Source organism: Streptomyces sp. TRM68367, assembly GCF_014495685.1.
Classification (GTDB): Bacteria; Actinomycetota; Actinomycetes; order Streptomycetales; family Streptomycetaceae; genus Streptomyces.
Window position 1 is genome coordinate 55537 of record NZ_JACTVI010000024.1, and the last position, 23603, is coordinate 79139.

The 23603-nt window shown below is 70.1% G+C and carries 24 protein-coding genes and 2 pseudogenes; 9 read left to right on the forward strand and 17 right to left on the reverse strand.

What is annotated here, in order from left to right:
- Positions 1–76: 76 nt before the first annotated feature.
- Positions 77–1201 carry an esterase family protein gene (locus H8R17_RS17990; RefSeq protein WP_187824220.1) on the reverse strand — a complete coding sequence of 375 codons (1125 nt, stop codon included), beginning with the start codon at positions 1199–1201 and terminating at the stop codon, positions 77–79.
- Positions 1202–1479: 278 nt separating this feature from the next.
- Here H8R17_RS17990 and H8R17_RS17995 point away from each other — a divergent pair, with 278 nt between their 5' ends.
- The 6 genes from H8R17_RS17995 to H8R17_RS18020 all read left to right on the forward strand — a co-directional run bounded on the left by H8R17_RS17995 (position 1480) and on the right by H8R17_RS18020 (position 6589).
- The gene (locus H8R17_RS17995) at positions 1480–3270 is read left to right on the forward strand and encodes a phosphatidylglycerol lysyltransferase domain-containing protein (RefSeq protein WP_187824221.1); all 1791 of its coding nucleotides are present in this window, start codon (positions 1480–1482) and stop codon (positions 3268–3270) included.
- A gap of 159 nt (positions 3271–3429) precedes the next feature.
- Positions 3430–4320 carry a dihydropteroate synthase gene (folP, locus tag H8R17_RS18000; RefSeq protein ID WP_187824222.1) on the forward strand — a complete coding sequence of 297 codons (891 nt, stop codon included), beginning with the start codon at positions 3430–3432 and terminating at the stop codon, positions 4318–4320.
- Positions 4317–4820 (forward strand): nuclear transport factor 2 family protein, encoded by a 504-nt coding sequence (locus tag H8R17_RS18005; protein WP_187824223.1) that lies wholly within the window; start codon positions 4317–4319, stop codon positions 4818–4820. The genes folP and H8R17_RS18005 overlap by 4 nt, the downstream gene beginning before the upstream one ends.
- A 247-nt stretch (positions 4821–5067) precedes the next feature.
- The gene (gene folB, locus H8R17_RS18010; RefSeq protein WP_187824224.1) at positions 5068–5427 is read left to right on the forward strand and encodes a dihydroneopterin aldolase; all 360 of its coding nucleotides are present in this window, start codon (positions 5068–5070) and stop codon (positions 5425–5427) included.
- The gene (folK, locus tag H8R17_RS18015) at positions 5424–6035 is read left to right on the forward strand and encodes a 2-amino-4-hydroxy-6-hydroxymethyldihydropteridine diphosphokinase (protein ID WP_187824225.1); all 612 of its coding nucleotides are present in this window, start codon (positions 5424–5426) and stop codon (positions 6033–6035) included. The genes folB and folK overlap by 4 nt, the downstream gene beginning before the upstream one ends.
- A 65-nt stretch (positions 6036–6100) precedes the next feature.
- Complete coding sequence (locus tag H8R17_RS18020; protein ID WP_187824226.1) at positions 6101–6589, forward strand: DUF3180 domain-containing protein; 489 nt, start codon at positions 6101–6103, stop codon at positions 6587–6589.
- Positions 6590–6603: 14 nt separating this feature from the next.
- Here H8R17_RS18020 and folE read toward each other — a convergent pair whose 3' ends face one another.
- The 6 genes from folE to dacB form a co-directional block, all read right to left on the reverse strand.
- Positions 6604–7209 carry a GTP cyclohydrolase I FolE gene (folE, locus tag H8R17_RS18025; RefSeq protein WP_187824227.1) on the reverse strand — a complete coding sequence of 202 codons (606 nt, stop codon included), beginning with the start codon at positions 7207–7209 and terminating at the stop codon, positions 6604–6606.
- A 131-nt stretch (positions 7210–7340) separates the two neighbouring features.
- The gene (gene ftsH, locus H8R17_RS18030; protein ID WP_187824228.1) at positions 7341–9380 is read right to left on the reverse strand and encodes an ATP-dependent zinc metalloprotease FtsH; all 2040 of its coding nucleotides are present in this window, start codon (positions 9378–9380) and stop codon (positions 7341–7343) included.
- A gap of 174 nt (positions 9381–9554) precedes the next feature.
- Positions 9555–10115, reverse strand: a complete 561-nt coding sequence (hpt, locus tag H8R17_RS18035; protein ID WP_055523757.1) for a hypoxanthine phosphoribosyltransferase — start codon at positions 10113–10115, stop codon at positions 9555–9557.
- 64 nt (positions 10116–10179) lie between these two features.
- Positions 10180–11265: a tRNA lysidine(34) synthetase TilS gene (gene tilS, locus H8R17_RS18040; RefSeq protein ID WP_187824229.1), complete on the reverse strand. Its 1086-nt coding sequence runs from the start codon at positions 11263–11265 to the stop codon at positions 10180–10182.
- A 191-nt stretch (positions 11266–11456) separates the two neighbouring features.
- A complete protein-coding gene (locus H8R17_RS18045) occupies positions 11457–12581 on the reverse strand; it encodes a zinc-dependent metalloprotease (RefSeq protein WP_187824230.1) in 1125 nt (374 codons plus the stop codon).
- A 242-nt stretch (positions 12582–12823) separates the two neighbouring features.
- The gene (gene dacB / locus H8R17_RS18050) at positions 12824–14488 is read right to left on the reverse strand and encodes a D-alanyl-D-alanine carboxypeptidase/D-alanyl-D-alanine-endopeptidase (RefSeq protein ID WP_187824231.1); all 1665 of its coding nucleotides are present in this window, start codon (positions 14486–14488) and stop codon (positions 12824–12826) included.
- A 79-nt stretch (positions 14489–14567) separates the two neighbouring features.
- On the opposite strand from dacB, the gene H8R17_RS18055 reads away from it, so the two are divergent.
- Together H8R17_RS18055 and H8R17_RS18060 are read left to right on the forward strand one after the other, a co-directional pair.
- Positions 14568–15059, forward strand: a complete 492-nt coding sequence (locus H8R17_RS18055; RefSeq protein WP_187824232.1) for an inorganic diphosphatase — start codon at positions 14568–14570, stop codon at positions 15057–15059.
- A gap of 116 nt (positions 15060–15175) precedes the next feature.
- Entirely contained in the window at positions 15176–16837 is a 1662-nt protein-coding gene (locus tag H8R17_RS18060) for a threonine/serine exporter ThrE family protein (RefSeq protein ID WP_187824233.1), read from the forward strand.
- A gap of 87 nt (positions 16838–16924) precedes the next feature.
- Here H8R17_RS18060 and H8R17_RS18065 read toward each other — a convergent pair whose 3' ends face one another.
- The gene (locus H8R17_RS18065; RefSeq protein ID WP_187824234.1) at positions 16925–17704 is read right to left on the reverse strand and encodes a VTT domain-containing protein; all 780 of its coding nucleotides are present in this window, start codon (positions 17702–17704) and stop codon (positions 16925–16927) included.
- Positions 17705–17878: 174 nt separating this feature from the next.
- Entirely contained in the window at positions 17879–18649 is a 771-nt protein-coding gene (locus H8R17_RS18070; protein WP_187824235.1) for a MerR family transcriptional regulator, read from the reverse strand.
- Between the two features lie 88 nt (positions 18650–18737).
- Here H8R17_RS18070 and H8R17_RS18075 point away from each other — a divergent pair, with 88 nt between their 5' ends.
- The gene (locus H8R17_RS18075) at positions 18738–20144 is read left to right on the forward strand and encodes a glutamate decarboxylase (protein WP_187824236.1); all 1407 of its coding nucleotides are present in this window, start codon (positions 18738–18740) and stop codon (positions 20142–20144) included.
- Here H8R17_RS18075 and H8R17_RS18080 read toward each other — a convergent pair.
- The 8 genes and pseudogenes from H8R17_RS18080 to H8R17_RS18115 form a co-directional block, all read right to left on the reverse strand.
- Positions 20141–20281: pseudogene (locus H8R17_RS18080) on the reverse strand (ABC transporter permease); the annotation flags it as partial. The gene H8R17_RS18075 and the pseudogene H8R17_RS18080 sit on opposite strands and share 4 nt — an antisense overlap.
- A pseudogene (locus H8R17_RS48690) lies at positions 20279–20447 on the reverse strand (ATP-binding cassette domain-containing protein); the annotation flags it as partial. The pseudogenes H8R17_RS18080 and H8R17_RS48690, both read right to left, overlap by 3 nt.
- Before the next feature lie 93 nt (positions 20448–20540).
- Positions 20541–21182, reverse strand: a complete 642-nt coding sequence (locus tag H8R17_RS18090) for a PadR family transcriptional regulator (RefSeq protein WP_187824237.1) — start codon at positions 21180–21182, stop codon at positions 20541–20543.
- A gap of 10 nt (positions 21183–21192) precedes the next feature.
- Positions 21193–21744: a DinB family protein gene (locus H8R17_RS18095; protein WP_187824238.1), complete on the reverse strand. Its 552-nt coding sequence runs from the start codon at positions 21742–21744 to the stop codon at positions 21193–21195.
- Between the two features lie 304 nt (positions 21745–22048).
- Complete coding sequence (locus tag H8R17_RS18100) at positions 22049–22300, reverse strand: type II toxin-antitoxin system RelE/ParE family toxin (RefSeq protein ID WP_187824239.1); 252 nt, start codon at positions 22298–22300, stop codon at positions 22049–22051.
- Positions 22297–22563: a type II toxin-antitoxin system prevent-host-death family antitoxin gene (locus tag H8R17_RS18105; protein ID WP_187824240.1), complete on the reverse strand. Its 267-nt coding sequence runs from the start codon at positions 22561–22563 to the stop codon at positions 22297–22299. The genes H8R17_RS18100 and H8R17_RS18105 overlap by 4 nt, the downstream gene beginning before the upstream one ends.
- 15 nt (positions 22564–22578) lie before the next feature.
- Entirely contained in the window at positions 22579–22797 is a 219-nt protein-coding gene (locus tag H8R17_RS18110; protein ID WP_187824241.1) for a DUF397 domain-containing protein, read from the reverse strand.
- Positions 22790–23584, reverse strand: coding sequence for a Scr1 family TA system antitoxin-like transcriptional regulator (locus tag H8R17_RS18115; RefSeq protein WP_187824242.1), 795 nt, complete (start codon positions 23582–23584; stop codon positions 22790–22792). Before H8R17_RS18115 ends, H8R17_RS18110 begins: the two co-directional genes overlap by 8 nt.
- Positions 23585–23603: the final 19 nt, after the last annotated feature.

A 23603-nucleotide genomic window follows, 5' to 3' on the forward strand; every position in this document is an offset into this window, starting at 1 on the left:
TCACGGGCCATCAAGGGCAACAGGGCCGCTCCCCCGGCTCCGCAGAAGGCCATTCGCCGAATTCCGCAAGATCATTTCAGCGGTCGCTCAACCGCCCGCTGATCCACTGCAACGTCGCCGGAATCTCCCGCCGCCACGTGTTGAAGTTGTGCCCGCCGCTTTCCAGGATGATCGACGAGATCCGGGTGATCCCCGTGGCCTTCACGCGGTCTATGAACTTCAGCGTGTCCTTGTAGTTGGACTCCCCGATCCGGCTGCTGGTGACGAGCAACGACGTGTCGGGCGCGGGCATGTGCTTGAGGTACCACCACAGATCGGCGCGATTCTTCAGGTGCCGGTCGCCGTGGAAGAGGTCGCCCGTGGTGGGGTCGACCGGCGCCTTGTAGTACGGGGACAGCCCGGCCCCGGCGGCGTACGCACGGGGATGGTGCATCGCGAGCTTCAGCGCGCAGTAACCGCCGGTGGAGTCGCCGATGATGCCCCAGCTGCCCGGTTTCCGGCCCACCCGGTAGTGGGCGCCCACGGCCTCGGGCAGATCCCTGGCGAAGAAGGACTCGGTCTGCGGGCCGCCGGGAATGTCGACGCATTCCGTGTCCCGGGGCGGCGCCACCGTCGGCCGCAGCATCACCAGGATCATCGGCTGCATCCGCCCGTTCTTGGCCAGTTGCAGCGCCGTACGCGGATAGTGCAGCTTGTCCACCAGCGCAGCGGCCGTACCGGGATAGCCGGTGAGCACGACGGCCGCCGGGAACGTGCGCGTGCGGTACCGCGGCTGGAAGTACTCCGGCGGCAGGTACACGTATGCGGGCGTGGCGATGTGCGTCGTACGGCCCACGATGCCGACCTGCTGGATCTGCCCGCCGACCGCCGGCCGGGCACTGCCCGCCAGCTGCACCCGCCGGACAGCGGTCACCTTGAGCGGGCCGCCCGCCTCAGCCGCCGTGTGGTCGACGACCACGCCCTGACCTTCCTCCTGCCCGAACAGGTCCGCCCAGGTCGCGTAGAACCCGAAGGCCTGGTTGGCGGCGAGGCCGGCCGTGGCGAAGAGCGCCAGCTGGGTGGCGAACAGCAGGCCGATGCGCCCGCCGACGGCCCGCCAGGTCCGCCGGGCCAGCCGTGGCCACAGCCACACCGTGCCGGCGAACAGCAGCACGGCGGACAGAACCGCCAGCCACAACACCTTGTTGCTCGTGAGCCCCATGCGTTGGCACCTGCCTGAGCTTTCCGCCCGGGCGGCGCCCGCACCTTCGCGCGGACTTGCCCCGGGCTTTCCCTGACCTTTAGAAACGGTTTGGAGAGGGCAGTGAACCTCTCCCTCCGAGACACCGTCCTAGAGGGCGCAATGTCGCCGGATGCCCGAATCGGGCACCGGATCCAAGCTCTCTCGCAGAACTACGGGATGCGATGTCTGTCAGGACAGATGACGAAAAGTCGGGCGAGGTTCCCAGTCGTACGGGCCGTGCGGGTCGTACGGACCGGATGCCCCGCGTGCGCCGCGTACTGCGCGGGCCGCGCCCCGAGGCCGTTCCCGTCCTCGTCGGCAGAGCCTGCGCCCTGGTGAGCGTGCTGGACATCGCCGCGGGCGTCTTCCCGCGCTTCCGGCACAGCCGTATGCACACAATGGCCGAGGTGCTGCCGGGCGCGCTCGGCCCGTTCGCGGCGGCGCTCTCGCTCAGCGCCGGCGTGCTGTTGCTGCTGCTAGCGCACGGCCTCAAGCGCGGCAAGCGCCGGGCCTGGCGGGCCGCCGTGGCGCTGCTGCCGGCCGGTGCCGTGGCGCAGTTCATCTACCGCCACTCGATCGTGGGCGCGCTGATCTCGCTGGCGCTGCTGGCGCCCCTGATCCGGCACCGCGACCAGTTCGCGGCCCTGCCCGACCCGCGCAGCCGGTGGCGGGCGCTGGCCAACTTCGTTCTCATGAGCGCCGGTTCGCTGTCCCTGGGCCTGGTCATCGTCAGCGTCCAGGGCCACCGCATGGAGGGCAACCCGGGCCTCGCCGACCGCATCACCCACGTCGTCTACGGCCTGTTCGGCTTCGAGGGCCCGGTCGACTACCAGGGCACCACCTCCTGGACGGTCGGCATCTCCCTCGGCGCCCTCGGCCTGCTCACCGCGGTCACCACCATCTACCTGGCCTTCCGCCCCGAGCACCCCGCCGCCCGCCTCACCGAGGAGGACGAGGCGAAGCTGCGCGCCCTGCTGGAGAAGCACGGCGGCCGCGACTCCCTCGGCCACTTCGCGCTGCGCCGCGACAAGGCCGTCGTCTTCTCGCCCAGCGGCAAGGCGGCGGTGACGTACCGCGTCGTCTCCGGCGTGATGCTCGCCAGCGGCGACCCGATCGGCGACGTCGAGGCCTGGCCGGGCGCCATCGAGCGGTTCATGGACGAGGCCCGGGCCCACTCCTGGACCCCCGCCGTCATGGGCTGCTCGGAGACGGGCGGCGAGGTGTGGACCCGCGAGACCGGCCTCGACGCCCTCGAACTGGGCGACGAGGCGGTGGTGGACGTCAAGGATTTCTCGCTCTCCGGCCGCGCGATGCGCAATGTGCGTCAGATGGTCAAGCGCATCGAGCGCGCCGGTTACGAGACCCGGGTACGGCGCATCCGTGACCTCGGCGACGCCGAGCTGGAGCGCATCCGCGGCGCCGCCGACGACTGGCGCGGCACCGACACCGAGCGCGGCTTCTCCATGGCGCTGGGCCGCATCGGTGACCCGTCCGACGGCGACTGCCTCATCGCCACCGCCCACAAGACTGACGACCAGCCCGGTCCGTACGGCGATCTGAAGGCGATCCTGCACTTCGTGCCGTGGGGCGGGGACGGCGCCTCCCTGGACCTGATGCGCCGGGACCGCTCGGCCGACCCCGGCATGAACGAACTGCTCATCGTGGCCGCGCTCCAGGACGCCCCGAAGTTCGGCATCGAGCGGGTCTCGCTGAACTTCGCCATGTTCCGCTCGGCCCTGGCACGCGGCGAGAAGATCGGCGCGGGCCCGGTGCTGCGCGCCTGGCGCGGGCTGCTGGTGTTCCTCTCCCGCTGGTTCCAGATCGAGTCCCTGTACAAGTTCAACGCCAAGTTCCAGCCGCGCTGGGAGCCGCGGTTCGTCGTCTACCGCGCCTCCGCCGACCTGCCCCGCATCGGCTTGGCCGCCATGCAGGCGGAGGGCTTCGTCAACCTCGCCCTGCCGCTGCCGCGATTCCTGCGCCGCCGTACGGCCGAACGGCGGGCGTGCGCCCACGGCACGACGTCCGAACGCAATGTCAGAGCGGCGTGACCCACCGGACTGGCCCGAGCGGAAGCCCGAGCCCCCCGCCCCGGGGGCTTTCGCTCGGGCCGCTTCACGCGCGGGCGCGGCGAGTCGGTCGGGGGCGGTTCGGGCGGGAAACGAAATCCCACCACGAACCCGCACCCGCCCACGGCCTACGCTGAACCCATGAGCACTGAGACCGGCCGCCGCCAAGTGGCGGGCCTGCCCGCATGGGACCGCTGCGCGGTCATGGGAGTCGTGAACGTGACCCCCGACTCCTTCTCCGACGGCGGCCGCTTCTTCGACACGACGGCCGCCATCAAGCACGGCCTCGACCTGGTCTCCGAAGGCGCGGACCTGGTCGACGTCGGCGGCGAGTCCACCCGCCCCGGCGCCACCCGGGTCGACGAGGCCGAGGAGCTCAGGCGCGTCGTGCCGGTCGTCCGCGGCCTGGCCGCCGAGGGCGTCACGATCTCCGTGGACACCATGCGCTCCTCCGTGGCCGAAAAGGCCCTCGCCGCCGGCGCCGCCCTCGTCAACGACGTCAGCGGCGGCCTCGCCGACCCCCGCATGATCCCGGTCGTGGCGGACTCCGGCGCCCCCTTCGTCGTCATGCACTGGCGCGGCTACCTGCAGGGCGGCAACATCAAGGGCGTCTACGACGACGTCGTCGCCGAAGTCCATGACGAGCTGCACGCGCGCGTGGAGGCCGTGCTCGCGGGCGGCATCGCGGCCGACCGGATCGTCGTCGACCCCGGCCTCGGCTTCTCCAAGGACGCCGAGCACGACCTCGTGCTCCTCGCCCACCTCGACCGCCTGCTGGGCCTCGGGCACCCGCTGCTCGTCGCCGCCTCCCGCAAGCGGTTCCTCGGCCGGGTCATCGCCGGTCCGGACGGCGCGCCCCCGCCCGCACGGGAGCGCGACGCGGCCACCGCCGCCGTCTCCGCCCTCGCGGCGCACGCCGGCGCGTGGGCGGTGCGCGTGCACGAGGTAGGCGCGACGGCGGACGCCGTACGGGTGGCACGCGCCCTCGAGGAGGCGCGCACGGCAGGCAGCGGCCCAGAAGGAGCCCGGTGAGCGCCCCCCACACCGACGTCGAGCAGGTCGAGGCCGCCAACACCGCCTTCTACGAGGCGATGGAACGGGGCGACTTCGACGAAGTCTCCGCGCTCTGGCTCACCCCGTCCGACCTGGGCGTCGACGAGTCGTACCACGACCCGGCCGACGTCGGCGTGGTCTCCTGCGTGCACCCCGGCTGGCCCGCGCTGACGGGGCGCGGCGAGGTCCTCAGGTCGTACGCGCTGATCATGGCGAACACCGACTACATCCAGTTCTTCCTCACCGATGTGCACGTTTCGGTCACCGGCGACACCGCCCTGGTGACCTGCACCGAGAACATCCTCAGCGGCGGGCCCGCCCCCCAGGGCAGCGAGGAGCTCGGACCGCTCGTCGGCCAGCTGGTGGTCGCCACCAACGTGTTCCGGCGCACACCCGCCGGCTGGAAGCTCTGGTCGCACCATGCCTCGCCCGTTCTGGCCGAAACCGACGGGGACGAAGGGGACGACACACCCGCCTGAGCGGGTAGGCACCCCTGAGGACCGGGAAGTGGTTGGAATCACGGACCCGTGGGTATGGGCGGCTACCAACCCGTGAGCCGCCGGGTTCCCCAGGGGAAACGCACGATGAATCCTCCTGGCCCCGGCCCTGGGTGCCGCCCCTGTGGCCCGGCCCCGCCCGTGCGCGCAGGTAGATTCGACTGTGGCCGGTGTGCCGCCCGCACACGGCACCAGCCGGCCGACAGCGACGATTGCAGGAGTGATTCGCGTGGATCGTGTCGCGCTGCGCGGCCTGAAGGCCCGCGGGCACCACGGCGTGTTCCCCGAGGAGCGCGAGGAGGGCCAGACCTTCGTCGTGGACCTCGTCCTCGGCCTGGACACCCGCCCGGCCGCGGCCGACGACGACCTGGCGAAGACCGTGCACTACGGCATCGTGGCGGAGGAGGTCGTGGCCGTCGTCGAGGGCGAGCCCGTCAACCTCATCGAGACGCTCGCCGAGCGCATCGCCCAGGTATGTCTGAAGCACGAGGGGGTCAGAGAGGTCGAGGTCTGCGTCCACAAGCCGGGCGCGCCGATCACGGTCCCCTTCGACGACGTGACCGTCACCATCACCCGGAGCCGAGTATGACCGCATCGTTCACCAGGGGTCCGACCGACCCGACCGTACAGCCGGTGCCCGCCTCCGTCGTCGAGAAGGTGGACGCAGCCGACACCACGCTGCAGAACCCGAAACGGGCCGTGATCTCCCTCGGCTCCAACCTCGGCAACCGCCTGGAGACCCTCCAGGGCGCCATCGACGCCCTCGAGGACACCCCCGGCGTCCGCATCAAGGCGGTCTCCCCGGTGTACGAGACGGCAGCCTGGGGCGTCGAGCCCGGCACCCAGCCGCCGTACTTCAACGCGGTCGTGGTCCTGAAGACGACGCTCCCCCCGTCCTCCCTGCTGGAGCGGGCGCACGCGGTCGAGGAGGCCTTCCACCGCGTCCGGGACGAGCGCTGGGGCCCGCGCACCCTCGACGTCGACATCGTCGCCTACGCCGATGTCGTCTCCGACGACCCGCAGCTCACCCTCCCCCACCCGCGCGCCCACGAGCGCGCCTTCGTCCTCGCCCCCTGGCACGACGTGGAACCCAAGGCTCAGCTCCCCGGCCGCGGCCAGGTCGCCGATCTGCTGGCTGGCGTCACCCGGGAGGATGTCGCACCGCGCAAGGACCTGGAACTCCGACTGCCCGAGTAGCCGTTAAGGTCAAGACGACCATTCAGGCCGGGCACCGGGCACCGGGGGAAACGCGAAGGGGCATCGTGAGAGAGCTGCGCATCAGGCTGCTGGTCGGCGTCTTCGTCGTCGCCGGAGTGCTGTCCTGGGCGGGCGCCCGCCTCTGGAACTCGATCGGGACCCTCCCGAGCGTCCCCCTGGCCGCCCCCATCGTCCTGGCCCTGATCGCCGTCATCCTGCTCGCCACGGCGCTGTCGATCCGCGCCCGCCTCAAGGCGCAGCGCGAGCGCCAGCCCGGCGCCAAGGGCGTCGACCCCCTGATGGCGGCCCGCGCGGTCGTCTTCGGCCATGCCAGCGCCCTGGTAGCCGCCCTCGTCGCCGGCATGTACGGCGGCACGGGCGTCTTCCTGCTGGAATCCCTCGACATCCCCGCCCGCCGCGACCAGGCCATCTACGCCGGCTTCTCGGTCCTGGCCGGCATCGCGGTCATGGCGGCAGCCATCTTCCTGGAACGCGTCTGCAAACTCCCCGAGGACGACGAACACAACGGCGCGGGCGCGGCACCGGCGGCCTGACCCTGGAGGAAGCCTCAGCGGGCCATGATGAGGCTCATCGCCTCGTTACGGGTCGCCGCGTCCCGCAGCTGCCCGCGCACCGCCGAGGTGAGGGTCTTCGCGCCGGGCTTGCGGATCCCGCGCATCGACATGCACATGTGCTCGCACTCCACGACCACGATCACCCCGCGCGGCTCCAGGATCTCCATCAGCGAGTCCGCGATCTGCGTGGTGAGTCGTTCCTGCACCTGCGGGCGGCGGGCGTAGACGTCCACGAGCCGCGCCAGCTTGGACAGGCCGGTTATCTTTCCGCTGGTGGAGGGGATGTACCCGACGTGAGCCACACCCCTGAACGGGACCAGATGATGCTCACATGTTGAGTACACCTCGATGTCCTTCACGAGCACCATCTCGTCGTGCCCGATGTCGAACGTCGTCATCAGGACGTCCTCGGGCTTCTGCCACAGCCCCGCGAATATCTCCTTGTAGGCCCGCGCCACCCGCGCCGGCGTCTCCCGGAGCCCCTCGCGGTCCGGGTCCTCGCCGACCGCGATCAGCAGTTCGCGTACGGCGTTCTCGGCCCGCTTCTCGTCGAACTCGCCGATCGGGCCCTCGCCGTCCAGCGTCACGGGGTCGGTCATGTGGTGCCTCGTTCCTGTGTCTACCCGGGGGCGGCAGGTGCAGATGGCCAAAATGCCGCGCCCCCCAGCCTAGAACCAGGGGGGCGCGGCATCCATTCCGGGCCTGGTGGGACCTGCCGGAGAGCCGTGGGTCAGCTCTCCGGGCGGTCCTCCGGGGCTCGCTCGGGGGCCTGGGCGGGCTCCGCCGCGGTGCTCTTCGCGGTGGTGATCGCCGGGGTCGAGCCGTTCGCGCCGTTCGTCAGCGCCAGTTCCTTCGGGGAGAGGACCGGCGGGCGGGTGGACGGCGTACGGCGGGAGGAACCGGTCCAGGCGGGCCGCGGCGGGCGCTTGACGATCGGGGCGAAGATCTCGGCGATCTCCTCCTTGCCCAGCGTCTCCTTCTCGAGGAGGGCCAGGACGAGGTTGTCGAGCACGTCGCGGTTCTCGACCAGGATCTCCCACGCCTCGTTGTGCGCGGTCTCGATGAGCTTCTTGACCTCTTCGTCGACCAGCGCGGCGACCTCTTCCGAGTAGTCGCGCTGGTGAGACATCTCACGTCCGAGGAACGGCTCGGTGTTGTCTCCGCCGAACTTGATCGCACCGAGGCGCTCGGTCATGCCGTACTGCGTGACCATCGCGCGGGCCACGCCGGTGGCCTTCTCGATGTCGTTGGCGGCACCCGTCGTCGGATCGTGGAAGACGAGCTCCTCGGCCGCGCGGCCGCCCAGCATGTAGGCCAGCTGGTCCAGCATCTCGTTGCGGGTCGTGGAGTACTTGTCCTCGTCCGGCAGCACCATCGTGTAGCCGAGCGCCCGGCCTCTCGACAGGATCGTGATCTTGTGGACCGGATCGGAGTTCGGTGAGGCCGCCGCGACCAGGGCGTGCCCGCCCTCGTGGTACGCGGTGATCTTCTTCTCCTTGTCCGACATGATCCGGGTCCGCTTCTGCGGGCCCGCGACCACACGGTCGATGGCCTCGTCCAGCATCTGGTTGTCGACCAGCTTCTTGTCGCTGCGGGCCGTGAGCAGCGCGGCCTCGTTCAGCACGTTGGCCAGATCGGCACCGGTCATGCCGGGCGTGCGGCGGGCGACCGCCGACAGGTCGACGTCCGGAGCGACCGGCTTGCCCTTCTGATGGACCTTGAGGATCTCCAGACGGCCCTGCATGTCCGGGCGGTCGACCGCGATCTGGCGGTCGAAGCGGCCGGGGCGCAGCAGCGCCGGGTCGAGGATGTCGGGCCGGTTCGTCGCGGCGATGAGAATCACACCGCCCTTGACGTCGAAGCCGTCCATCTCGACGAGCAGCTGGTTCAGAGTCTGCTCGCGCTCGTCGTGACCGCCGCCGAGGCCGGCGCCGCGGTGGCGGCCGACCGCGTCGATCTCGTCGACGAAGACGATCGCCGGGGCGTTCGCCTTGGCCTGCTCGAACAGGTCACGGACTCGGGAGGCACCGACACCGACGAACATCTCGACGAAGTCGGAACCGGAGATCGAGTAGAAGGGGACCCCGGCCTCGCCCGCGACGGCACGCGCGAGCAGCGTCTTGCCGGTGCCGGGCGGGCCGTACAGCAGGACGCCCTTGGGGATCTTCGCTCCGACGGCCTGGAACTTGGCCGGCTCCTGCAGGAACTCCTTGATCTCGTGCAGTTCCTCGACGGCCTCGTCCGCGCCCGCGACGTCGGTGAACGTCGTCTTCGGGGTGTCCTTGGTGATGAGCTTCGCCTTGGACTTGCCGAAGTTCATGACGCGGGAGCCGCCGCCCTGCATCTGGTTCATCAGGAACAGGAAGATGACCACGATGAGGACGAAGGGGAGCAGGGTGATCAGGATGCTGACGAACGGGTTCTGCTTGGACGGCGAGACCGTGTAGCCGTCCTGGATCTGTTTGCTCTGGTACTTGTTCTGCAGCGTGCTGGCGATCTCCTCGCCCTGATTCCCGATGTAGCTCGCCTGGATCTTCGAGCTGCCCTCGACCTTTTGGCCGTCCTTCAGCTGGACCTTGATCGTCTGCTCGTCGCCGGTGGTCAGCTTGGCCGACTCGACCTGGTTCTGGTTGATCGCCTGGACGACCTGGCCCGTGTCCACCGTCTTGTAGCCGCCGGACGAGCCGACGACCTGCATCAACACGACCACGGCAAGGACGGCCAGCACGATCCACATGACCGGCCCACGGAAGTATCGCTTCACGTCCATCCATACGGAGCGGTGCCGCCCCGTCCCTCCTGCCATAGTGAGTTTGATAAGACAGTTCTTCTGACGGTACCCCAGCATTGCGGCCCGAAGCCGCACCGGGAGGCTGGCGAACCCGTCTGCATGCTCCAACGGCGCGAAACCCGCTGGGGTTCCCGACCGTCTCACGGGACTGGGCTAGCCGCCGTACACATGAGGCGCGAGCGTACCGACGAACGGGAGGTTGCGGTACTTCTCGGCGTAGTCGAGGCCGTAGCCGACGACGAACTCGTTCGGGATGTCGAATCCGACCCATTCCACGTCGATGGCGACCTTGGCGGCCTCGGGCTTGCGCAGCAGCGTGCACACCTTGAGGGAGGCGGGCTCGCGCGAGCCGAGGTTGGAGATCAGCCACGACAGGGTCAGGCCGGAGTCGATGATGTCCTCGACGATGAGGACGTGCTTGCCCTTGATGTCGGTGTCGAGGTCCTTGAGGATCCGCACCACACCGGAGGACTGGGTGCCCGCCCCGTACGAGGATACGGCCATCCAGTCCATGGTGACGGGGGTGGACAGCGCCCGGGCGAGGTCCGCCATGACCATCACGGCGCCCTTGAGGACGCCGACGATGAGCAGGTCCTTGCCCGCGTACTCCGCGTCGATCTTCGCGGCCAGCTCGGCCAGCTTCGCGTCGATCTCTTCCTTGGTGATGAGTACCTGCTTGAGGTCGGCACCCATGTCTTTCGCGTCCACCCGCATCACTTTCGGTCGTCCCGCTGTCTGAAGGACCGGCCCGGAGGCGATCCCCTCCTGGGGCCCGGTTTCAGCCTTGCCGAATCACCAGTCTGCCACCCTGCCGCTGGGCGACGACTTTGCCGGGGAGGTTGATGGCCCCCTGACCGCGCCAGCCGGTGATCAGCCGGTCGATTTCCTCGATGTGCCGGGCGAAGAGAGAACCGGCCGGGGCACCGGCCTCGATGGCGGCCCGGCGCAGGATGCGGCGGCGTACGGCGGGCGGCAGGGCGTAGAGCTTGGCGCACTCCAGGCGGCCGGCGGCGTCGCGGACGGTGGCCTCGGCCTGGCGGGCCCAGGCGTCGAGGGCGTCGGCGTCGTCGCGGGAGAGCCGGGCGGTGCGGGCGAGCGCCTCCACGACGCCCTTGCCGAGCGCCTTCTCCAGGGCGGGCAGGCCCTCGTGCCTCAGGCGGGATCTCGTGTAGGCCGGGTCGGTGTTGTGAGGGTCGTCCCACACCGGCAGGGACTGGACCATGCAGGCCTTGCGGGCGGTCTGCCGGTCGAGCTGGAGGAAGGGGCGGCGGTAGCGGCCGCCGGCCCCCGAGACCACGGCCATACCGGACAGGGAGCGGATGCCGGAGCCCCGGGCCAGGCCGAGCAGGACGGTTTCGGCCTGGTCGTCGCGGGTGTGGCCGAGCAGGACGGCGGTGGCGCAGTGGCGTACGGCGACGGCGTCGAGGGCGGCGTACCGGGCGTCGCGTGCGGCGGCTTCGGGTCCGCTGCCGCGGCCCACGGTCACGGCGACGGACTCGGCCGGGTCGAGGCCGAGTTCGCGCAGGCGCAGGACGACTTCCTCGGCACGCAGGTCTGAGCCGTCCTGGAGGCCGTGGTCGACGGTGACGCCGCCGGCGCGGATGCCGAGCCGGGGGGCTTCGAAGGCGAGGGCGGAGGCGAGCGCCATGGAGTCGGCGCCGCCGGAGCAGGCCACGAGCACGAGCGGCGGGGGCGACTGCTCGTGCGGGGTCTGCGCGGGGGCCTGCCGGGAGGCCTGCGCGGCGGGCTGTGCGATTGCCTGTGCGGTTGTCTGCTCGCTGGTGCGGCTGTGGTCGGTGAGGATGTCGTGGAGGACGCGGCGGACCGCCAGGCGTATCGCCGCGACCGCTGGATGGGGACCCATGTCCGGTTCCCTTCATGAAGTTGTCCGGGGGTGAGCCCGAGTCGGTCACTCAGAGTGTGTAGATGGTGACAGAAACGGGCGGTTCCCCGAGCATTGCACGCCTACCCATGGCTCACGGTCCCTCGGACGGGTGATTGAAGGGGCTCTCGCCTGCCGTCGGCCGGATTCCTTTCACACCCGTCCCACCTCGTTCACGCCTCGTGCTTGCGGTGCACCCGCGCGATCCAGTCCGCCGGTTTGGCGATCTCCGTCTTGGTGGGGAGAGTGTTCGGGGATGTCCACACGCGGTTGAAGCCGTCCATGCCGACCTCGTCGACGACGGCCCGGACGAAGCGTTCGCCGTCGCGGTACTGCCGGAGTTTGGCGTCCAGGCCCAGCAGTTTGCGCAGGGCCTGGTCCAGCCGGGAGGCGCCCCGGGCCCGCCGCTGCTGGAACTTCTCGCGGATTTCGGCCACGGACGGGACGACGGCCGGGCCGACGCCGTCCATCACGAAGTCGGCGTGGCCCTCCAGCAGGGACATCACGGCGGTGAGGCGGCCGAGGATCTCCCGCTGGGCCGGGGTCTGCACGATCTCGACGAGGGAGCGGCCGTCGTCGCCCTCCTCGGCCTCGGGACGGCCGCCGGCCAGAGTCTGTGCGGCCTCCCGGATGCGTTCCAGGACGGTCATGGGGTCGACGTCGGTCTCCCCCAAGAACGACTGGATTTCGCCCTCCAGGTGGTCCCGCAGCCAGGGAACCGCGGTGAACTGCGTGCGGTGCGTCTCCTCGTGCAGGGTCACCCACAGGCGGAAGTCGTGGGGCTGTACGTCGAGTTCGCGCTCCACGTGCACGATGTTCGGGGCGACGAGGAGGAGGCGGCCACCGCCGTTCTCGCCGGCCGGGAGCTCGCGGGTGGCCGGGGCGAAGGTCTCGTACTGGCCGAGGACGCGGGAGGCCAGGAAGGACAGCAGCATGCCCAGTTCGACGCCGGTGACCTTGCCGCCGACGGCGCCGAGGACCGCGCCGCCGGGGGTGCCGCTGCGGCGCTCCTGCATCTTGTCCAGCAGCGGTTTGAGGATCTCCCGGAACCCGGCGACGTTCGCCCGGACCCAGCCGGGGCGGTCGACGACGAGGACGGGGGTGTCGTGGGTGTCTTCGGTGCCCATACGAGTGAAGCCCCGGACGTGTTCCTCCGAGGACTTGGCATGCCGGCGCAGCTCTGCGACGACGGCCCGGGCCTCGTCGCGGCTCACCTCGGGGCCCGGCCGCATGAGCCGGGTCGCGGTCGCCACCGCGAGATTCCAGTCGACCATCTCGGCTCCACCGATGCTCGTCATGCGTCAACCGTACGTGAGCGCTGCCGCTGGGGGCAGGCCGAAGAGTGCCGGGTGGGCTGTGGAGGTGGTCGGTGTGAGGGCTGAGGGGCGTGGGTGTGCGGGGTGCCGTTGGTTGGCGCCGGCCGGGGGTGGGTGCGCTCGCCCGTGCTGGCGGGGTGCCGCTGCGCCCACCCGTGCCGCCCCAGCGGCACGACTGCCCGCAGCTACGCACGACTGCCCGCGGCTGCGACGGCTTCGTGTGGCTAGCGGCAGGTGCAGGTCGTCAGGGTTGTTGCTGTTTTGTCCAGGGCCGACTGGGCTGCGCCCGGGTTCCTGGTGTTCGAGGTCAGGAAGGTGAACGCCAGGAGGCGGCCGTTCTGGTCGACTGCCGTGCCTGCGAGGGTGTTGACGCCGGTGAGGGTGCCTGTTTTGGCGCGTACGACGCCTGCTGCGCCGTCCGCGTAGCGGCTGGTCAGGGTGCCGGTGAAGCCTGCGACGGGGAGGCCGGTGAGGACGGCCCGGAGGGCGGGGTGGCTGGGGGCGGCCGACTTGGTGAGGAGGGCGGTCAGGAGGTCGGCCGTGAGACGGTCGGCGCGGTCGAGGCCGCTGCCGTCCTTGAAGCGGGCGCCCTTCAAGGGGAGGCCGAGCTTCGCCAACTGGGCGTGGATGGCCGAGCCCGCGCCGGTGAAGTCCGCCCGCTTCCCCGTCGCAATCGCCGTCTGGCGGGCGAGGTGCTCGGCGATGTCGTTGTCGCTGTTGGTGAGCATGCGTTCGACGAGCGAGGAGAGGGGTGGCGAGGAGACCTTGGCCAGGGTTTCCGCGCGGCCCGTGGCCTTGGAGGGGCCGGGAGGCGTCGTGCTGATGCCGTGTTCCTTCAGGAACTGCCCGAACTTGCGGGCCGCGTCCGCCGCCGGGTCGGGCACGCGCGGTGCCGGTCCGCTGGTCGAGTCGTCCGTGCGGGCCTCGTCGGCCATCAGGGCGGTGATCTTCGCGAGGTTGCCGTTGACCCCGATCGGATGCATTTCGGGGCCCGCGTACAGGGTGGTGTCGTACGACAGCGTCACCTCGCGCAGGCCGTGCTTCTTCAGGGCCGCGGCCGTCCCGGCGGCCAGCGCGCGCAGGCTCGCCCAGCCGCCGGCCTCCTTGCGGGCGGTGAGTGTCGGGTCGCCGCCGCCGACGAGGACGACCTCCTTGGTGTCGGGTTCCAGCGCGGCGCGGGTGGTGAGGCGGTGGTCGGGGCCCATCGCGGTCAGGGCGGCGACCGCGGTGGCGATCTTCGTCGTGGACGCGGGGATGAGCGGCACGTCGGCACCCGTGCCGTACAGGAGCTTGCCGGTGGCCGCGTCGACGACCGCGGCCGTACGGCGGGAGCCGAGTGCCGGGTCCTTCAGGAGCGGGTCGAGGACGCGCGCGAGGGCCGCGCCGTTCGGGGCCGGCTTCACCGTGCCGCCGGCGCCGCCGAGGCCGGCCAGCACGGAGGCGGCGCTGGGCGCGGGCCGCGGCGCCTCGGCCACCGCACCGGAGGAACCTGACGTACCGGAGGTACGGCCGTGATCTGCGCCACCCGTGCGGTCGTGGGCGACCGCCCAGTCCCGCTCGGCCGTACGCTGACCGCTGGAGTCCCAGGGACCGGCGGCGGTCACCACACCGGCGGCCAGGGCGAGACCGGCAGTGGCGGCACCGGCGGTGTACTGCCAGTTCTTCGCCCGGGAGCCCCGCCAGCTCTGTGACACCTGCCCGACCCGTGTGACCTGCGACGACAGGGCCCGCGCGAGCCGCGTGACCCGTGGCCGCGCAGCCCCTGCGGCCCGGGTGAGATGAGGCCGTACGGTGTCCGCGGCCCGGGCGAGACGCGGTCGTACGGCGCCCGCCACCCGCACCACATGCGGTCTGGCGGCCCGCCAAGGCCTCAGTTCCGGCACGAACACCAGCCCCTTTCGCGATCACACACCGGCGTGAGGGACACTTAACCACCAGAACTATGTGCTGATCATGGAGGAGCCACCGGTGGAGTTCGACGTCACGATCGAGATCCCGAAGGGTTCGCGCAACAAGTACGAGGTGGACCACGAGACCGGTCGTATCCGCCTGGACCGGCGACTCTTCACGTCGACCGCCTACCCGACCGACTACGGCTTCGTCGAGAACACCCTCGGCGAGGACGGCGACCCGCTGGACGCGCTGGTCATCCTCGACGAGCCGACCTTCCCGGGCTGCCTGATCCGCTGCCGCGCGATCGGCATGTTCCGGATGACGGACGAGGCCGGTGGCGACGACAAGTTGCTGTGCGTGCCGTCGACCGACCCGCGCGTGGAGCACCTGCGTGACATTCACCACGTGTCGGAGTTCGACCGTCTGGAGATCCAGCACTTCTTCGAGGTCTACAAGGACCTGGAGCCCGGCAAGTCGGTCGAGGGCGCCAACTGGGTGGGCCGCACGGACGCCGAGGCCGAGATCGAGCGGTCGTACAAGCGATTCAAGGAGACGGGCGGCCACTGACGCCGTTACCTCAGCCTGTCCTGAGAACGGGCCGTGCGCACGCGCGTGCGGCCCGTTCGCGTGTATGTGCGCATACTGAGGCCTGACGGAGGTGTCGTACAGGGAGCGCTACTCAAGTGACGGACGCGGAGGACCGCAAGCCGCAGTCGGACGAGGCGAGGGCCACGTTCGATCCCGAGATCACATCGGAGTTCGCCGTTCCCCAAGGGCTCGCGGTCCCCAGGGGCGGTACGGAGCCGGAGACCACGTCCGACTTCGCTGTTCCGCAGGGGCTCGACGTACCGCAGGTGTCCGCCGTCGAGGCCGAGGGGTCGGCGTTCTCTCCGCCCCGCACGTACAGCGCCCGGCAGGCCCCGCCCGCGTTCACCCCGCCCAGCGGGGTGCCGGTCATCAGCCTGACCAAGGACGTGCCCTGGCAGGACCGGATGCGCACGATGCTGCGCATGCCGGTGGCCGAGCGGCCCGTGCTGGAGCAGGCGCACCGGCACGACGAGTCCGGGCCCGCCGTCCCGCGCGTGCTCGACCTGACGCTGCGTATCGGCGAGTTGCTGCTGGCGGGCGGTGAGGGCGCCGAGGACGTGGAGGCGGCGATGTTCGCCGTCTGCCGCTCCTACGGCCTGGACCGCTGCGAGCCGAACGTTACCTTCACGCTGCTGGCGATCTCGTACCAGCCGTCCCTGGTGGACGACCCGGTGACGGCGTCCCGGACGGTACGGCGCCGGGGTACCGACTACACGCGGCTCGCGGCCGTGTACCAGCTGGTGGACGACCTCAGCGACCCGGAGACGCAGATCTCCCTGGAGGAGGCCTACCGGCGGCTCGCGGAGATACGGCGCAACCGGCACCCCTACTCCACCTGGACGCTCACCGCCGCCAGCGGACTGCTCGCGGGCGCGGCCTCGGTGCTGGTCGGCGGCGGCCTCGTGGTGTTCGTCGCGGCCGTGCTGGGCGCGAGCCTGGGCGACCGGCTGGCGTGGCTGTGCGCGGGGCGGGGGCTGCCGGAGTTCTACCAGTTCATCGTGGCCGCGATGCCGCCGGCCGCGGTCGGGGTGGCGCTCACGCTGACCGGCGTCCACGTGAACGCCTCCGCGGTGGTCACCGGTGGGCTCTTCGCTCTGCTCCCGGGGCGGGCGCTCGTGGCGGGCGTCCAGGACGGGCTGACCGGCTACTACATCACCGCGGCCGCGCGCCTGCTGGAGGTCATGTACTTCTACGTCGGCATCGTCATCGGGGTGCTGGTCGTCCTGTACTTCGGCGTGAAGCTGGGTGCCGAGCTCCATCCCGACACGGCGCTGGGCGGCTCGTCACGGCCGTTGTGGCAGATCGGGGCGGCGATGCTGCTGGCGCTGACGTTCGCGGTGCTGTTGCAGCAGGAGCGGTCGACGGTGCTGTTGGTGACGTTGAACGGGGGTGTCGCCTGGTCGGTGTTCGGGGCGATGCACTCCGTGGGGGAGATCTCGCCGGTGGCCTCCACGGCGGCGGCCGCGGGGCTGGTGGGGTTGTTCGGGCAGTTGCTGTCGCGCTACCGGTTCGCGTCCGCGTTGCCGTACACGACGGCGGCGATCGGGCCGCTGTTGCCGGGTTCGGCGACGTATTTCGGGTTGTTGTCGATCGCGCAGAACCAGGTCGATGCCGGGTTGGTTTCCCTGACCAAGGCTGTTGCGTTGGCCATGGCGATCGCCATCGGGGTGAACCTCGGGTCGGAGATCTCGCGGATGTTCCTGCGGATCGGGTCTGCGGACAAGCGGCGAGCCGCCAAGCGGACCAGGGGATTCTGAGCGCCTAGCAGCTCGGGGACTACTTGTTGTCGGCGGGTGCTGGTTGTCGGTGGCTTGTCGCGCAGTTCCCCGCGCCCCTCGGTTGGCTCAGTACCCCTGGTTGTAAGGCGACTGACCGCCCTGCTGGGAGCCGTAAGGCTGCTGCGGCGGGTACGGCTGGGGGTAGGGCTCGTCCGGGTCGATGCGGCGGAGCTGGGTCGTGGGGGCGTCCATGAGCGGGGGCTGCACCGGAGCTGCCGCGGCCGTGCGCTTCTTCTTGGCGCGGTCGCGGAGGTACTCGATGATGATCGGGACCACGGAGAGCAGGACGATCAGGACGAGGATCGCCTCGACGTGGGTGCGGATGAACTCGATCTGGCCGAGCCAGTAGCCCGCGAGGGTGACGCCCGTGCCCCAGGCGATGCCGCCGATGATGTTGTACGTGAAGAACGTGCGGTACTTCATGCGGCCGGCGCCGGCCACGATGGGGGCGAAGGTGCGCACGATGGGGACGAAGCGGGCCAGGACGATCGCCTTGGGGCCCCACTTCTCCATGAACTCGTGGGCCTTCTCCAGGTTCTCCTGCTTGAAGAGTCTGGAGTCGGGGCGGCTGAACAGCTTCGGGCCGAAGAACTTGCCGATCATGTAGCCCACCTGGTCGCCGATGACGGCGGCGATCACGATCAGCGTGCACACCAGCCACAGGGGCTGGCTGATGTACTGCCCCTGGGCCACGAAGAGACCCGCGGTGAACAGCAGGGAGTCGCCGGGCAGGAAAGCGAAGAGCCCGGACTCCGCGAAGACGATCAGCAGGATGCCGGGCAGGCTGAAGGTGGAGATCAGATAGTCCGGGCTGAGCCACTCGGGGCCGAGCGCAAGCGTGGTCACGGGATTGTGGCTCCTGCTGCTGTGGGATTCGGGCTGGGTTGGCTGCCCAAAAGTATCAACGCAGCCATCACGCCCCGGGTTCCTTGGTAGTTCCCAGAATGCCCTGTGCAGCGCCTGGCACAAAGCCGAGCACCCCGGCGCCATCACCGGGGTGCTCCGCGAAACCGCCGCCTTCTAGGAGGAGTGCCGGGCGGCGTTGGCGAGGATCGCCTCGCGCATGTAGGCCGCGAGGCCCGGCTTCGCCTTGTCGATGTTGTGGGTGAAGCGTTCGTCGTTGACGTACATCTCGGCCAGGCAGGTGTGCATCTCGTACCCGCAGTCGTAGTGGTTGCGGGCGATTCCCCGGCGGTGCTCCTCGGCGGCGTCCATCGCCGCCTCGGAGTCGGCCGCCTCGCCGGCCTCCATCAGGGCGACGAACCGCCGGGTGAGCTCGTCGGCCTCGTTCTGGATCCGCTGCCAATCCTCCTTGGTGTAGGACGCCGCGCGCTGCTGGGACTGCCGGTAGGCGTCGGTGTTCCCCCAGCGCTCGCGCACCTCGTCCTCGTACTGGTCCGGGTCGAAGTCCCCGAACACCTCGAACTTCTCCTCGGGCGTGAGGTTGATCCCCATCTTCCGTGCCTCCATGGCGTGCTCCACGGCCTCCGCCATCTTCTGCAGCTTCTCGATCCGGGCGGTCAGCAGCTCGTGCTGGCGGCGCAGGTGCGCGCGCGGGTCTGCTTTTCCGGTGGCCTGATCGTCGAGCAGGGCGGCGACCTCGTCGAGCGGGAAGCCAAGCTCCCGGTAGAACAGAATCTGCTGCAGCCGGTCGAGGTCGGCGTCGCTGTAGCGCCGGTGGCCCGCGTGGCTGCGCTCGCTCGGGGCGAGCAGCCCGATGGCGTCGTAGTGGTGCAGGGTGCGCACCGTGACGCCGGCGAAGCCGGCGACCCGTCCCACGGAGTAGCTCACTTCCGCTCCCTTCCTCGTACGCGCTCCACACTGAGTCCTTACGTTGCGTGAGATGCAAGCCCGATTTCCCGGATCTACCGTCGTAGGTATGCCGCTCCACAAAGGACCCGAGCAGCCCGACGCACGCCGCCTGCCGGTGAACCCGTTCTACGGCGCCGCCGACCCCGTCGGCGGGATGGCCGAGGCCCCGCCCACGCACCGGCTCCCCGACACCCCGCTGCCGCCCTCCACGGCGTACCAGCTCGTGCACGACGAGCTGATGCTGGACGGCAACGCCCGGCTGAATCTCGCCACCTTCGTCACCACCTGGATGGAGCCCCAGGCGGGGGTACTGATGGCGGAGTGCCGGGACAAGAACATGATCGACAAGGACGAGTATCCGCGCACCGCCGAGCTGGAGCGGCGGTGTGTGGCCATGCTCGCCGAGCTGTGGAACGCCCCGGACCCGGCGGCGGCCGTCGGCTGTTCGACCACCGGGTCGAGCGAGGCGTGCATGCTCGCCGGGATGGCCTTGAAGCGGCGGTGGGCGCGGCGCAACGGCGACCGGTATCCGGGGGCGCGGCCCAACCTCGTGATGGGGGTCAACGTCCAGGTCTGCTGGGAGAAGTTCTGCACCTTCTGGGAGGTGGAGGCCCGCCAGGTGCCCATGGAGGGCGACCGGTTCCACCTGGATCCGCAGCTCGCCGCCGAGCTGTGCGACGAGAACACCATCGGGGTCGTCGCGATCCTCGGCTCGACCTTCGACGGTTCGTACGAGCCCGTCGCCGAGCTGTGCGCGGCCCTGGACGCCCTGCAGGAGCGGACCGGCCTCGACATCCCCGTGCACGTCGACGGGGCGTCCGGCGCCATGGTCGCGCCCTTCCTCGACGAGGACCTGGTGTGGGACTTCCGGCTGCCGCGCGTGGCGTCGGTCAACACCTCGGGGCACAAGTACGGGCTGGTCTATCCGGGCGTCGGCTGGGCGCTGTGGCGGGACGCGGAGGCGCTGCCGGAGGAGCTGGTCTTCCGCGTCAACTACCTGGGCGGCGACATGCCGACCTTTGCGCTGAACTTCTCCCGGCCGGGCGCGCAGGTCGTGGCGCAGTACTACACGTTCCTGCGGCTGGGCCGCGAGGGCTACCGGGCCGTGCAGCAGGCCTCGCGGGACGTGGCGCGGAAAATCGCCGACGGGGTGGCGGAGCTGGGTGACTTCCGGCTGCTCACGCGGGGCGACCAGCTGCCCGTGTTCGCCTTCACGACGGCTGATGACGTGCAGGCGTACGACGTGTTCGACGTCTCGCGGCGGCTGCGCGAGGGGGGCTGGCTGGTGCCCGCGTACACCTTCCCGCCGCACCGCGAGGACCTGTCCGTGCTGCGTGTGGTGTGCCGCAACGGCTTCTCGGCCGACCTCGCCGACCTGTTCCTGGAGGACCTGTCCCGGCTCCTGCCGGAGCTGCGCCGGCAGCCGCATTCGCTGACGCACAGCAGGGATGCGGCCACCGGTTTTCACCATTAGCGACTGAGCCTGGAGAAGCGCCGTATCGCCAGCGGGAAGAACACCGCGGGCAGCAGCAGCGGCCAGACGACCGCCGCCCACACGTGTCCGGGTTCGCCGCCCTGGTTGCCGAACAGGTCGCGTACGGCGCTCGCCGTGGCCAGGACCCGCACCAAGGTGGTCTTGCCGGCGCCGTTGGGGCCGAGGATCCCGTGCACCGTGCCGCGCGTGACCGTCAGGTCGAGCCCGTCCAGTGCGTGTTTCCCGCCTTTGCCTCCGTAGGTCTTGTGTGGCCCCTTCGACGGTGATCACCGTGTCGGCCACTACCCTCTCCCTCGCTAGTCAAACTTGACTACGAGGGAGGAAGGTAACCCTGGCGGATCCATTCGTCAAATTTGATTAGTGACCGTGGCGGTCCTATCGGTCGTCCTCGGGATGCCGCTCCCCCGTCGCGTACGGGTTCTCCTCACCCTGGGCCAGGACTCCGACGAACGGCTCGCCCTCGTCGGCGAAGGTGTAGGCGCCGCCCTCGATGCGGTCGGTCAGGCCGCGGGTCCACTCGGCCTCGGAGTCGGCCGTGTGGACCCACATGTTCATGATCTCGCCGATGTGACCGAGCTGCCCGGGGCCCTCCTCGGGCACGTAGTGCTCCAGGACCGAGGCCCGCCACTCCTCGATCCGCCGGGTCCGCTCCTTCAGCAGTGCCACCGCCTCGGCCCGCGGCAGGTCGACGATGAAGCCGAGGCTCGCCGACTTCATGTCCCCGCGCTGGTCGTACGTGATCAGCGCGTCCCGGAGCAGGGCGAAGTACTCCTCGGTGCCCTGCTCGGTCAGCTCGTACTCGGTACGGGGCGGGCCGCCGGCCGTGGACGGGGCGGTCTCGTGCGCGTACAGCAGCCCCTGCTTCGCCATCTGCTTCAGGGCGTGGTAGATGGAGCCGGGCTTGGCGTTGGACCACTCGTGCGCGCCCCAGTACTCCAGGTCGCCCCGCACCTGGTAGCCGTGGGCCCGTCCGTGCATCTTGACCGCGCCTAGCACGAGGAGACGGATCGCTGACATGCGGTCCAGATTATGACGCGACCACCATCCGCTGTTCCTCGGCCACCAGCTCGAACGCCGTCCTGCCGTCCAGGGACTCCCGGATGATGTCGGCGTGGCCCGCGTGCCGGGCCGTCTCGCGGATCAGGTGGAGGACCAGCCAGCGAATGGAGACACGCTCCGCCTGCCCGAACCACGGCTCGTCCGGCAGCGGAAAGGTGTCGTCGAGGCTGGGCACCGACCGGACGTACGCCTCCGTCTCGGCTGCGACCTTCTCCCAGTACGCCAGCTGCGCCTCGAGAGTCTCGCCGTCGACCAGCCGGAAGCACTCGTGCCAGTTCGTCTCGTCCCGCGCGACGGCACGCGGCTCGCCCTTGGCGATCGCCACCCAGCCCTGCTCGACCTCGGCGAGGTGCTTGACCAGCCCGCCGAGCGACAGCTCACTGGCACTGGGCCTGCTGTTCGCCTGCTCCTCGGTCAGCCCGAGCACCGCCCGCCGGACGCCGCCGCGCTGCTCCGCGAGGAAGGAGAGCAGCGCTCCGCACTCGTCGCCGTGCGCCTCGGCCGGAACGTGAGTGACCATGACAGCCGCCTTTCATCGGGGTGCCCCTGTTCAGGGGGCGTTCTGCCTGACACCGATGAAGTTAGCGGCCATATAGGACAGATTCTGTCCCCAATGCACCAGGGAGGACCCGTGACCACCCAGCCCGTCGAGCCCTGACCCTCCGGGCAACCGCCCAAGACCCTCGCCGACCTCGCTACCGACGACGAGCTGGACGCCGAGAGCGACGCCGCGCTGCATGGCGAACTCGACCTCGTCCCCGGTTGGGAACTCGGAGTCCGGTGAGCGCAGGCGAGTAGCCCTGGGTGGGCGCCAAGACCGCCTGTCAGGAGACAGTACGCCCGATGTGCTCAATATGGATGACCCTGGCGTCCTGATCCATGCGATAGAGGATCCGCCAGGGCCCGTGATGGAGGCGGCGGTGGTCTGCGCCCCAGGCTCGGGACCCCTCAGGCCTGGGGTTCTCGGTGAGTTGGTCGGCGGCACGGAGGAGCCCGTCCACACCCTGCGGCTCGTCCTTGAGGTAACCGGTGGCCTCGTTCAGCGCCGCTGGCTCCCACTGGACTTCCCAGGTCAAGCCTGGCTCCTCCCAGCAGCTTCGAGCAGTATCCGGCGCGCCTCGGCGTGCGGGACGGGAGCTGCGGCGATCCCAAGGGCGCGGTCACGCTCGAGGCGGGCCAGTGCGAGCGCGTCTTCGAGGTCTTCGAGCTCCGCGGGAGAGATCAGGACCGCGGTGGGGACGCCACGGTCCGTCAGGGTGATGTGTTCGTGCTGGGCGGCCCGACGGGCGAGGTCCCCGAGCTTGCCCCTCGCTTCGGCAATGGGATATGTAGCAGACATGCATCTAGTGTACAGCTAGATGACAGTTCCGTCCTTGACCGCCGTGACGAACGACGACCAGCCGGATGCGGGGAAGAGCAGGGCGGGGCCGTGGGGGATCTTGGAGTCGCGGACGGGTATGCCGGAGGGGTCGTGGTCGAGGACTTCGAGGCAGCTGCCGGCTTCGTTCCCGCTGTACGACGACTTTCGCCAGCCGCTGAGCGTGGCAGCGTCCGATATGACGTGCTTAGGCATCGTGATCGTAATCCTTCGCCGTGGCCTTGAGCAGGGCTAGCGACTCGCGCAGCGGAAGCGCGTCGCTCAGTGCGAGATAGTAGGCGCCCTGCAACTGCTCGACGACAGCCGGGGAGTCGTGGACCTGGGCGACGCGGATGCCCTCTGAATAGGCGACCGGGGGTTGGTCCTCGAACCACATCAGGCTCAGCATGCCCTGCATGACCGGGTAGGCACCCGTGCCTCGCGGCATCACGTGCACGCGGATGCGGCCGCTCTCCATGAGATCTACGAGATGCACGAGCTGCTCTGCCATGACGCCCTTGTCGCCCACCACGCGGTGGAGCAGCCCCTCGTCCAACAGCGCCCAGAAGGTGGGCGTCACCGGGTCGTCGAGAAGCTTTGCCCGCTCAAGGCGTGTGACAAGGCGTCTGTCACGTTCCTCGTCACGCAGGGGAGGGAACGTCGTGCCCAGGACGGACCGCGCATACCGCTTCGTCTGAAGGAGCCCCGGCACGAACATCACCGCCGACTCCCGGATCACCACCGCCTGTTTCTCCAGTTCCAGGGCCGCCTCGAAGTAGTCAGCAACGGCCACATCCTCCTGCGGCAGAAAGCTGCTCAGCACATTCCCCGTACCCAGCGCCTTGTCCAGCCGCTGTGCGTCCCCCTTGGACGGCACTCTGCGGCCCGCCTCGATGTGGGCAATGTGCGAACGGGTCATCACCGCCCGGTCCGCCAACTGCTGTTGCGTCAGGCCCGCCGCCTCGCGCCGCTCCCTGAGCCAGTCGCCGTAGATGTTGCTCACTGAATCAACCCCCTTGTGA